At 51.9% G+C, this 11,016-nt stretch carries 10 protein-coding genes; 7 read left to right on the top strand and 3 right to left on the bottom strand.

The window, feature by feature from the left end:
- Positions 1-23 precede the first annotated feature (23 nt).
- The 4 genes from H8K26_RS09915 (at position 24) to H8K26_RS09930 (ending at position 4,523) form a co-directional block, all read left to right on the top strand.
- Positions 24-1,340, top strand: a complete 1,317-nt coding sequence (locus H8K26_RS09915) for an efflux RND transporter periplasmic adaptor subunit (RefSeq protein ID WP_190479210.1) — start codon at positions 24-26, stop codon at positions 1,338-1,340.
- An 8-nt stretch (positions 1,341-1,348) separates the two neighbouring features.
- Positions 1,349-2,200, top strand: a complete 852-nt coding sequence (locus tag H8K26_RS09920) for an ABC transporter ATP-binding protein (RefSeq protein WP_190479212.1) — start codon at positions 1,349-1,351, stop codon at positions 2,198-2,200.
- The gene (locus H8K26_RS09925) at positions 2,191-3,402 is read left to right on the top strand and encodes an ABC transporter permease (protein WP_186882992.1); all 1,212 of its coding nucleotides are present in this window, start codon (positions 2,191-2,193) and stop codon (positions 3,400-3,402) included. The genes H8K26_RS09920 and H8K26_RS09925 overlap by 10 nt, the downstream gene beginning before the upstream one ends.
- 392 nt (positions 3,403-3,794) lie before the next feature.
- On the top strand, positions 3,795-4,523 hold the full coding sequence (locus H8K26_RS09930; RefSeq protein ID WP_190479214.1) for a hypothetical protein: 729 nt from the start codon (positions 3,795-3,797) through the stop codon (positions 4,521-4,523).
- A gap of 105 nt (positions 4,524-4,628) precedes the next feature.
- On the opposite strand, the gene H8K26_RS09935 is transcribed toward H8K26_RS09930, so the two are convergent.
- Together H8K26_RS09935 and H8K26_RS09940 are read right to left on the bottom strand one after the other, a co-directional pair.
- Complete coding sequence (locus H8K26_RS09935) at positions 4,629-6,842, bottom strand: TonB-dependent receptor (RefSeq protein WP_190479215.1); 2,214 nt, start codon at positions 6,840-6,842, stop codon at positions 4,629-4,631.
- A gap of 300 nt (positions 6,843-7,142) precedes the next feature.
- Positions 7,143-7,517, bottom strand: coding sequence for a DUF2946 family protein (locus H8K26_RS09940; RefSeq protein WP_190479216.1), 375 nt, complete (start codon positions 7,515-7,517; stop codon positions 7,143-7,145).
- Positions 7,518-7,834: 317 nt separating this feature from the next.
- On the opposite strand from H8K26_RS09940, the gene H8K26_RS09945 reads away from it, so the two are divergent.
- The 3 genes from H8K26_RS09945 to H8K26_RS09955 all read left to right on the top strand — a co-directional run bounded on the left by H8K26_RS09945 (position 7,835) and on the right by H8K26_RS09955 (position 10,802).
- Positions 7,835-9,301 carry an APC family permease gene (locus H8K26_RS09945; protein WP_223826952.1) on the top strand — a complete coding sequence of 489 codons (1,467 nt, stop codon included), beginning with the start codon at positions 7,835-7,837 and terminating at the stop codon, positions 9,299-9,301.
- A 26-nt stretch (positions 9,302-9,327) separates the two neighbouring features.
- On the top strand, positions 9,328-9,828 hold the full coding sequence (locus tag H8K26_RS09950; protein WP_390366552.1) for a CreA family protein: 501 nt from the start codon (positions 9,328-9,330) through the stop codon (positions 9,826-9,828).
- 110 nt (positions 9,829-9,938) lie between these two features.
- Positions 9,939-10,802 (top strand): HDOD domain-containing protein, encoded by an 864-nt coding sequence (locus H8K26_RS09955; RefSeq protein ID WP_186882999.1) that lies wholly within the window; start codon positions 9,939-9,941, stop codon positions 10,800-10,802.
- 16 nt (positions 10,803-10,818) lie between these two features.
- Here H8K26_RS09955 and H8K26_RS09960 read toward each other — a convergent pair whose 3' ends face one another.
- Complete coding sequence (locus H8K26_RS09960) at positions 10,819-11,010, bottom strand: hypothetical protein (protein ID WP_186883000.1); 192 nt, start codon at positions 11,008-11,010, stop codon at positions 10,819-10,821.
- Positions 11,011-11,016 lie beyond the last annotated feature (6 nt).

Here is an 11,016-nt window from a genome sequence, read left to right on the forward strand (position 1 = left end):
GAACAGTAATTAAACTAAAAAAAATGATGACTACACCTCCCGTGATGACGACGAAAACCGGAGCGGAAGCGCTCAATTTGCTTGACGACCCGCATGCCCGCGTCTGGTGGCGCCGGCCTGCGTTTTGGCTGATTGTTGTGCTGACGACTGTGCTGCTGGCAGCCTGGTTTTTCTGGAGTAAAAATCAGGCGAATCAGGCCGCGCCCGTGTTTGTCACCACGCCGCTGGCACGTGGCAACCTGACGTTATCCGTGATGGCGAATGGCACTCTGCAACCGACACGCTCGGTCAGCATAGGCAGTGAATTGTCCGGTACAGTCAGCCGTGTGCTGGTTGATGTGAATGACAAAGTCAAAAAAGGGCAGGTGCTGGTGGAGCTTGATACTGCCAAGTTAAATGATCAGATTGTCCGTTCGCGGGCGGCGCTGGATGCTGCCAGAGCAGCTTTGGCACAGGCCAATGCGACGGTTAAAGAATCGCAGGCGAATTTCGATCGCTTGCAGGAAGTAGCGCGTTTATCTGGCGGCAAAGTCCCATCGAAAGCCGAACTCGACACAGCTGCTGCGACGCTGGATAGGGCGAAAGCGACGGTCCTCAGTGCAGATGCGAATGTGCTCAGTGCGAAGGCCAGCTTATCGACCGATGAAACCAACTTAGCGCGCGCCTCTATCCGCTCGCCTATCGATGGCGTGATTCTGACCCGTTCGGTTGATCCCGGGAATGCGGTAGCGGCATCACTGCAAGCTGTCACCTTATTTACGATAGCAGAAGATTTGACGCATTTGCGTTTGCAGGTGAATGTCGACGAGGCCGATGTCGGTGCCGTGCAGCTGGGACAGAAATCCAGTTTCACCGTCAGCGCTTATGCGAATCGCCAGTATCCGGCCACGATTACCCGCGTCGCGTATGGCTCTACGATTACCGACAATGTGGTGACTTACATCACTTATCTGGATGTGGATAACAGCGATCTTAGTCTGCGTCCCGGAATGACGGCGTCGGCCACGATCACTGCGAAAGAAAGAAACGATGTATTGATCGTACCGAACACGGCTTTACGTTTCACTCCATCACATGGCGGCACAGCTGCGGCGCCGGGTAAGAGCGGTCTGATGACGAGTCTGATGCCACGCCCGCCTGGTCAGGCAGCACGTAAGTCGGCCACAGAATCGGCGAATGGGAAAAAAGTGCAGCAGATATGGATATTACGTGACAATGCGCCGGTCGCGATTGCGGTGACGCGCGGTATCAGCGACGGCAAAATGACCGAAGTCAGTGCGCCGGAATTGCAGGCGGGGATGCAGGTCATTACTGAACAACGTCAGATTGCCGCAAAATGAGTTCTGAAATGAGTTCGGATATCCCTGCTATAACGAAGGCGGCACCAGTGCCTGAGACGAAGATCACCGACGCGGACGCTGATGCACTGCCCTTGATACGCTTGCGTGGCGTCACGAAACAATATGGCAGTGGGCAAGCGGCATTGATGGCACTCAAAGGCGTCGATATTGACATTCATGCCGGTGAGTTTGTCGCGATTATGGGGCCCAGCGGATCGGGTAAATCGACTGCGATGAATATCATTGGTTGTCTCGATACGCCATCCGGCGGTGAGTATTTATTTCAGGGCATGCATGTTGAAGCCTTGTCGCGCGATCAGCGCGCCCGCTTACGGCGGCGTTATCTCGGCTTCGTGTTTCAGGGATTTAATTTGCTGGCGCGTACCTCGGCGCAGGAAAATGTTGAATTGCCGTTGTTGTATCGCGGCGAAAGCCCCGCGAATCGTCATCGGCTCGCAGCGAAGGCCTTGGCATCGGTTGGTCTGGCCGGGTGGGAACACCATACACCGGCAGAATTATCGGGTGGTCAGCAGCAACGTGTCGCTATCGCGCGTGCCATTGTGACCGAACCGGCGGTGTTGCTGGCGGATGAGCCGACCGGCAATCTCGATTCTCAGCGCAGCCGTGAAATTATGGAACTGCTGTCGCGTCTGAATCAGGAACATGGCATCACTATCATGATGGTCACACATGAACCGGATATGGCTTTGTATGCCAAACGTATCGTCCGCTTTGTTGATGGCCTGCTCGATACCGATACCATCAATCCGCATCCGGTCGCGATATTGTCAGCAGACGCAGCAGATACAGTAGCCAATGCGGCGGCAGCGGTGGCAGAAGGAGGCGCAGCATGTTCCTGAATACGATATTGCTGGCACTGCGTTCGATACGCCGTAATCTGCTGCGCTCATTTCTGACCATCCTCGGTATTGTGATCGGTGTCAGCGCAGTGATCACCATGGTGACTTTAGGTAACGGTGCGACCGCTGCGGTACAGGCGCAGATATCCAGTCTCGGGACGAATTTATTGCAGATTCGCCCCGGTCAGCGTATGAGCTTTGGCGGTGGTGGCGGTGCCGGCACTGCTTCGTTTAAAGAAGCCGATGCCGAAGCGATCGCCTCGCAAATCGGCGGTGTGCAAGCCGTGGCACCCGAAGGCCGCGCCAGTGCTGTCGTCGTGGCGAATGGACGTAACTGGTCGAGCAGCGTGACTGGCAGTACCAATGCGTGGCTGCGTACGAATAACTGGACGCTGGCGGCAGGACGTCAGTTTGAAGAAGGCGAATTGCAGGCTGGTTCAGCCGTCTGCATTATCGGTGAAACAGTGAGAAGGGAATTGTTCGACACACGCAATGCGGTTGGAGAACATTTGCGCGTCAAGCAGTTTTCCTGTGAGGTTGTCGGTGTGCTGGGGTCGAAAGGGCAGGCGGCCATGGGCAATGATCAGGATGATGTGGTGCTGATTCCTTTGCATACATTGCAGCGTCGTGTGACCGGCAATCGCCGCGTTGCCACTTTGCTGGTCTCGATGAAAGACGACGCCGACAGTGAAACCCTGAAAGCCAGTCTGACACAATTGCTGCGTGAACGTCGCAAACTGGCCGATACCGATGAAGACAACTTCAATGTGCTCGATACCAAGCAGTTGGCTGAAACTATGTCTGGTACGACCAAGGTCATGACAACCTTGCTTGGTGCGGTCGCTGCTGTGAGTTTGCTGGTCGGCGGCATCGGCATCATGAATATCATGCTGGTCAGCGTCACAGAACGCACCCGCGAGATCGGCTTGCGACTGGCGATAGGTGCATTGGAGCGTGAAGTGCTATTGCAGTTTCTGATTGAAGCCACTGTCTTATCGACACTCGGCGGCATCATTGGTATCGTGCTGGCAGCGGGTGCCTCTATCCTGCTCGCGCAGATCATGCAGGTGCCTTATATGTTCAATACGTCGATTAACCTGATGTCGTTTTTCTTTTCAGCTGGCATCGGCATGTTGTTCGGTTATTTCCCGGCGCGTCGTGCCGCCCAGCTTGATCCGATTGAAGCCTTGCGACACGAGTAAGCTCACAATAATCGTGGTGATGGATGTTGGTCTGTGACCACGATTACTGATGATGCCGATAATCTTTTTCTTCAAGCCTGTTTATCACCTTTCCTCCGGGTTTTACCTCCTTATTCCATAAGCCCTGCAAGTGAGAATTGCTCCAGAAGGCGCATTAATACTGAGAGATCGGCTTTCAGTTATTTGCTAAATACGCCTGTTTGACATATCACTGCGTTGTTGCCCGGATGTGTGCTTGTAATTTCTACCACGCGATCGTACTACACCGATTGATTAAACAATGCGGCAAATCCTGGGCAATTCTTGCCTTTGAAGTTTGATGATTTTTTGTAAACTACGTGGAGTATCAGCAGAGAATAAACCGTTATTTCATTCAGCAGGAGAGACATACCATGAATATTCAAGGCATCAGCGGCGCGAGTGCATGGTTTGACGTAGCGAAGAAAACGGGTACTTTTTCCACTACCGTTCCGGCTCAAACACCCGCTTCGGCACGCAGCAGTGATACTGCCAGTATTTCCGGGGCAGCACGTGACAGACTGATGCAAGAAATAACATCGCAGAGCGCCAGATCTGCTACGGCAGCAGCAACGCCATCAACCCCTGCGGTCGCCAGCTTCGACACCGACAAAGGAAGCGTGGAGCTGAACATCGACGATTATTTTTCCGCCAGCCCACAAAAACCGTTTGCTGAATTACCGCCCTTACTCATGCCTTCCCAGCGAAATATTGACGCGCTGAGTACGCATATTTCAAATGTGTTTCCCAAATTTTTATCTGACCATGGGATATCGTCTGCGCCTGCCAGTATCTCGTATGACAGTATGGGACAGGCGGTATTTCCGGCAGACTACCCTTATACGGAACAATTAAAAAAGGCACTCGATGAGACACCATCGATGGCGCGAAAACTCATGACTGTGGTTGGCATGACCGATGCAAAAAATGCGCTGGATGAAGGTGTGAAATTCCAGCGCGAGTACACCGATGCTCAAAGTCCGAACGCGTTGGGGGCCGTGATTGCAAAATATGGCAGCCTGCTTTCAGGGCAGTCCTCTACGTCTCCGGTTTCTTTGCTTTTTTCTGAGGATGGACGCATGCAAAACACCCGCAATGTGTAATCTTCTTTTTGTCCGCTTTCTGAACTGCGCTGCCCGCTGAGATAAGCCGGGCAGCATGGTGTTAAGGCGTAAGCCCGAAGGACGCCTTTGATATGCGTTACTGCATCAGAACTTCAGCGTGACACCAGCATACACCGAGCGTCCACTACCCGGAACCTGCGTATCATGCGCGACGCCAGCACCCATCGTAGCGCCTTGTCCCAGATACGCGCCACCCAGCGGTAAGCGGTAAAAGCGGTTCAGCACGTTGTCGATACCGACATCAAAACGCGCCTGTTTCCAGGTATAGCTGCTGCGCAGATTGAGTAAGGTGTAGCCAGCGGTACGTAGTTCTTTGCGAATGTCCGAAAGATCGGTTTTCGCATCGACCATCTGTACTTCCAGCGTATTTTCCCAGTGATCCTTTTTCTGCGTCAGCGACAGGCGCGTGTTCAGCGGCATGATGTTATACAAACCGCTGTCGGTCACGGTGTTTTTAGCGTTGACATAATTCAGTAATCCACTGAACGAAACACTGCCGATATCACTGGTTTTGATCAACTGCTTGTGACCGGAAATATCGAGCCCGTACAGCCTTGCTTTCTGGTTGCTGAGGCTCAGGTTCTGAAAGCCATCTTTGCGTGTGCCACAGGTTTTACCGACCGCCGCACAGCTGGTGGCGTCAATGTAGTCGCGCACTTGCGTGTAGTACGGCGATACTTTGAATTCCCAGTCGGATAGCTCCGCATCATGCCAGTTCAGCGTCGCGCTCAAAGTATGCGCGACTTCAGGCTTTAACTGGAGATTGCCGACATAGCCATTACCATCGCCAAACCAGTTGTTCATGTTCATGACCATGGTGTTGTTGCTGGCCCATGTGTAACGCTCATACAGATTCGGCGAGCGCGATTTCATCGCATAGCCACCATCCATACTGAACGTGGCATTGGGCGTGTAGCGGGCAGTGGCTGTGAGGTCGATGTTGTTATCTTTGCGCTGACGGTCTGCGGCATTGAATGCGCCAGGGACAGAGCTTGGCAGCGCCGGATTGCCATACATGCTGCTATAGCCAGCGACATTGCCGCTGTTCATTTTCACGCTTTCGTAGCGCAAACCCAGTTGCGTCATCCATTGCGGAGTCCAGTTGGCATCCCACTCAGCAAACACACCCAGACGATCACGCTGACCATCGGCAATATTCACAAACGTATTTGGTGCCATCATCATGCCGGTGCCGGAAGCGATCCACCAGTCATTCATGCGGTAACGCTGATATTCCGTGCCGACGCTGAGCTTGTCGCGCTCTGATAACATCAGATCAGCCTTGATCAGCGCGCCGGTATTCTTGCCTTCGGTATCCATAGGCATGCCGGGGGCGTTACCGTACCAGAACTGTTTATCATCGCCGAAATTCATGCGATGCCGTGTGTGTTCGTTATACAGGCGTGCTTCCAATGTGCCCCAGTCATACTGGCTCTTGTAGCGCAGATTGACCTGTTCACTGTTATTGCCTGTCATATCCATGCGCTGATTCGGAAAACCCTGATAGGGAATATTCTGCGTGCCGATACGCAGTTCCAGTAGTTGACCGGCGTTACGCATCGCGACAGACAGCGATTGATTTTCAGATTTGTAACGTGATGAACCAACCTCGTCACCAGCAATCCAGGCTTTGTCTGCCGCCGCTAATTTTGCTGCTTTGAAATCGTTGGCGGCATGGTAGTTACCGCTTTCGGCAATCGCACCGGTGTAATTCAGGCTCCATATTTCTGTGGCATAAGTCGCTGCAAAATTGACGCCTTTGGCATTGCCATTGCTGCGATAAAAGCTGCCTGCCTGGCCTTTGAGCAGGGTGCTTTGACCAGCTGCCGCGAATTCCGGCTCAGGCGAATTTACCTTAATAGTGCCGCCTATGCTGTCGCCGCCAGTGCTGACGGGGGCGATGCCAGTCAATACCTGAATACTGCCAACCTGCATAGGATCGATATATGACAACGGCGGATTCATATGATTGGCACATGCTGAGATCAGATTCATGCCATCAACCTGTATCCGCAAGCGATCATCGGCGAGGCCGTGGATCGCCGGCAGACTTGAGACGCCTCCAGCTAAATACAGGCTGACACCGGGAACGTCGCGCAACAGCGTTGCGACATCGCTGGTAGCAGCGAGCGCTGACTTCTGAGTGCCCCCATCGATGTTCGGTGCCGGAATTTTTTCGGCATGAATGACGACTTCCGATGGTTTTTGTAATGGTAATTCCTGCGCCTGAACCGCCGCGCAAGGAAGCAGAGCAGCGATGGACGTCGCCAGAATATGTTGTTTGAATTGGGTTTGCATGAAATATGGTCTCTCTTATGTGGTGCGTTACCGCAGCCGGGAACAAGACTGAAGCAGCCATGCTCAGAAAAATGATGGGGTTCCGGCGATGGTCGGTGATCGTATGGTGCGCAGAAAGTTGCTGCACCAAGGCTGAAAGGCATATCCGGTCAGTTATCGCAAGTTTCCGCGCACGTAATTCAAGGCAACTCAACGCAATTAAACGTAACTAACGTAATTAACGTAATCAATTGCCGCGTGCATGTAGCGCACACATGTCGGTCAGACGCGTACAGGAGAAAACAGAACCGGATAGGGTCTTCAGATTACCGGCGGACCCCGAGCTGGGAGAGGGGCTGAGACGGTAGCCGCAAGCCGTGCAGCCGGAATCGACTGCGTGGCATACGACAAAGCATGCGGAGGTTCGCAAACACTATTTGACGCAACAGCAGGAGGGAGTGTCGTTGCAACACATAAAGGGCAATCGAGTAAATGCGTCTGCGCGCTGCTTTTGCCCTGGCCTGCATCCGAGGTGTTGCCGACCAGTTTATATCCGGTGCTGGAACAGATCAGATTCATGGCATTTGGCTTCATCAGCGGCGAGGCCATCGCAACGCCGAGCGTCAGTACATACATCAGTAATACTGTGCGCACCAGATGGTGAAATGTCAGCAGGGAAATTCTTGGCATAGGCATAAGTTTGGAATGCTAACATCACCAGTGGTTTTTACCATGATGTATCACAAACTCTGCAAATTACGGTAGTTGACGTTGTGCCGGAGGGATTTGCCGCTATCATTGCGTTTTTCGTGTAATCGTCATGAAACAAACGGAATTGAGTTGGTCAGCCTACCTGGATGTTATGTGCGTACAGTTTTTGCTTATAGACATTGTCCGTAGCTGACCGGCGAGTTCTGCGTTCAACTGCACTTTTACACGCCGTGCCAGATCTGAGTGTCTGGTCTTTGCTATTTCATCAGATGCGCAGCAGTTTCTGAAAACAAGGAATGATCTTGAGCTTTATATCATTAGCCCGCCAATTAACCCGCACGAAACCTATCGATGCTCATGAAGTGATCATTGAGGAACAGCATCAGCATAGCCTGCATCGCTCTTTGGGATTGTTTTCGCTGACGATGATCGGTGTCGGTGCCACCATAGGAACAGGCATCTTTTTCACCATGGTCGAAGCGGTACCTAAAGCCGGGCCATCGGTTATTTTGTCGTTTCTGATTGCGGCACTGACTGCCGGGCTGACGGCGCTTTGCTATTCTGAATTATCGGCGCGGATTCCGGCTTCCGGTTCTTCGTATTCATTTGCATATGCTACTGTCGGTGAATTCGCAGCGTTTGTGGTTGCCGCCTGTCTGTTACTGGAATATGGACTGGCGGCTAGTGCGACAGCAATAGGATGGTCGGCTTATCTGAACAATTTTCTACACAATGCGCTGGGTTGGCAGATTCCCGAGATGCTACGCACGCCGATGATCGTTGCCGGTGCCAATGGTGTTGAAATTCATCCCGGGCAATTCAATCTGCCGCCGGTGGTACTGGTGATCATTTGTTGTTTCTTGCTGTTGCGCGGCGCGAAAGAGTCGGCGACAGTGAATGCGATCATGGTCATGATCAAACTGGCGATACTGGTATTTTTTGCAGTGATTGCCTTTTCCAGTTTTCACGCTGAACATTTCACGCCGTTTTTTAATACCGACAATAGCAAAGGGCTGGCGGGCATGGCGGGTGTGAGAGCTGCTGCCGGCACGGTCTTTTTCTCTTTTATCGGGCTCGATACGGTGGCGACTGCGGGTGCCGAAGTCAACAATCCCAAGCGTAATGTCCCGCTGGGAATCATGGCGGCGCTGATTGTTGTCACCGTGTTTTACATGCTGGTCGCGATTGCTGCCGTCGGCGCTCAACCTGCACATATGTTTGAGGGGCAAGAGGCAGGTCTCGCCGTGATTTTGCAGAATGTGACAGGCAAGGCGTGGCCAGCTTTGGTGCTTTCCGCAGGGGCGGTGATTTCTGTATTCAGTGTCACATTGGTGACGATTTATGGACAAAGCCGGATTTTGTATGCGATCAGTAAAGATGGTCTGATTCCTGCTTCATTTCAGAAAGTGCATCAACGCACACGCGCTCCGGTGATTAATACCGTGTTGGTTTGTCTGCTGGTCGGTATCGTTGCAGGTCTGGTGGACGCGACATTTTTGTGGGATATGGTCAGCATGGGAACGCTGGTGGCTTTCATCGTCGTTTCCGCATCCATTCCTGTGATACGTAAAAAAGGAATCGGGCATGGCGTGCAGGGTTTCCGCGTACCGTTTGGTCCGTACCTGATTCCGGCGCTGAGTATTTTTGCCTGTTTATATATTCTGAAAGACTTGTCGGGAACGACATTTAAAGTATTTTTTATCTGGATGTTCATTGCGATCAGTATCTATTTCGCATACAGCAAGCGTCACTCGGCGTTGAATAAATGATGTCTGGCAGCGGATGCCGGATATGAATGAAAAATGAATGGAAGGCGAACAACATGAAACATCAGATTCTGGCATGTGCAGCACTGGCTTTATTTTCAACAACCGTCTGCGCTGAACATATCGGCAGCGTGGATACGGCTTTTAAACTGATCGGTCCCGATCATAAGGTGGTGGTGGAAGCCTATGATGATCCTAAAGTTGCGGGCGTAACTTGTTATGTATCCCGCGCCAAGACTGGCGGCATTTCAGGTGGCTTGGGATTGGCGGAAGATAAAGCTGAAGCGTCGATTGCCTGTCGTCAGGTCGGGCCGGTCAGTTTTCCGGCGCCGTTAAAGCAACAGGAAGAAGTGTTCAATCAAAGTTTATCTATTCTTTTCAAAAAGTTACGCATTGTCCGCATGGTCGATCAGAAAAGAAATGCTCTGGTTTACCTGACCTATTCGGATAAGCTGATTGATGGTTCGCCGCAGAATAGTGTCACAGCTGTGCCAGTGGACAGAAATACCCTGATTCCAGTGAAAAAATAAGGTGAATCAGTGCCAACCAGAACCTGAAAACACGCGCCATACAGTTCTTTCTACGCGGTAATATGCGTTAAAATGGGCGTTGCACAATATTACTCAATTGCTGTTTTGATATGACTCCTCCAAGCACTGCACACGTCGCCAGCGATCAATCCGTTGACGCCCTGATCAAAACCATACGCATACCGCCACGTCCGAGCATGCTATTGGATTTGCAGACGGAGTTAGCCAGCAAAGAGCCTGATCCGGGACGGCTGGCAGCCATCATTTCGAATGATGTGTCCTTGTCGGCATCTTTACTCAAAGTCACCAATTCGTCTTTTTTTGGCTTGCGCCTGAAGGCCACTTCCGTTGCGCATGCCGTGAAACTATTGGGCATACAGCAATGCGGTTTGCTGATGACGGGAATTATTGCGCGTCAGGCAGTGCAGACAGAAAAAATTCCGCTCGCTAAATTCTGGGATTTCTCGTCTAAACGGGCGCAGGCAATGGCGCATCTGGCGAGCCGTATGCGCATTTGCTCAGCAGATATTGCACACACATTCGGCTTGTTCTGTGACATTGGTATTCCATTGTTGCTGGAACGTTTTCCTGATTATCAGGAAACGCTGGTGTTAGCCGGTAATGACGTCAACGAAAAATTTACCGCAATAGAACAGAAGCGACACAGCACCAGTCATACGTCCATTGGTGCTTTGATGGCGCGGACCTGGGGATTACCGGAAGAAGTGTCGAACGCAATATTGTTGCACCACGATTATCTCGTGCTAACGGATTCTGCGACCAATGACCGTGTGCGGGCTTTGGTGGCGCTGGCGCTGGTGTCGGAATATGGCATATACCGTTACCACGGTCAGGAAAACTGGGCTGAGTGGGACAAAGGCGGGCAACTAGCCTGCGATTTTCTTGGCCTGGCGAACGACGAAGTTGAAGATCGTTTTGAAGAGTTGCACGACTTATTCAACAGCGTACATTAATTCTCGCGGCGCTTGTTCAGCGCCCACCCAGCAAACGTGCTGGCAACATGACAATCGCACGCAGTAATTCGAAAACGCCATCAACGGCAATCCCGAGTATTCTGAATGGCAGTAACAGCAGCCAGAATAAGGGATACAGCAACAGCGCCATGATTGCCAGCGGCCAGCACAATACAAATAAAATTATCCAGATCAGCAAGGTCAGCATGATGCT

Origin of the sequence: Cognatundibacterium aquatile, from assembly GCF_014699135.1 — a bacterium.
In the GTDB taxonomy this organism is placed as follows: Bacteria; Pseudomonadota; Gammaproteobacteria; order Burkholderiales; family Burkholderiaceae_D; genus Undibacterium; species Undibacterium aquatile.

Coding starts and splice junctions, on each gene's coding strand:
- H8K26_RS09915 (WP_190479210.1), top strand. CDS start 24: ATGATGACTACACCTCCCGTGATGACGACGAAAACCGGAGCGGAAGCG.
- H8K26_RS09920 (WP_190479212.1), top strand. CDS start 1,349: ATGAGTTCGGATATCCCTGCTATAACGAAGGCGGCACCAGTGCCTGAG.
- H8K26_RS09925 (WP_186882992.1), top strand. CDS start 2,191: ATGTTCCTGAATACGATATTGCTGGCACTGCGTTCGATACGCCGTAAT.
- H8K26_RS09930 (WP_190479214.1), top strand. CDS start 3,795: ATGAATATTCAAGGCATCAGCGGCGCGAGTGCATGGTTTGACGTAGCG.
- H8K26_RS09935 (WP_190479215.1), bottom strand. CDS start 6,842: ATGCAAACCCAATTCAAACAACATATTCTGGCGACGTCCATCGCTGCT.
- H8K26_RS09940 (WP_190479216.1), bottom strand. CDS start 7,517: ATGCCTATGCCAAGAATTTCCCTGCTGACATTTCACCATCTGGTGCGC.
- H8K26_RS09950 (WP_390366552.1), top strand. CDS start 9,328: ATGAAAAATGAATGGAAGGCGAACAACATGAAACATCAGATTCTGGCA.
- H8K26_RS09955 (WP_186882999.1), top strand. CDS start 9,939: ATGACTCCTCCAAGCACTGCACACGTCGCCAGCGATCAATCCGTTGAC.
- H8K26_RS09960 (WP_186883000.1), bottom strand. CDS start 11,010: ATGCTGACCTTGCTGATCTGGATAATTTTATTTGTATTGTGCTGGCCG.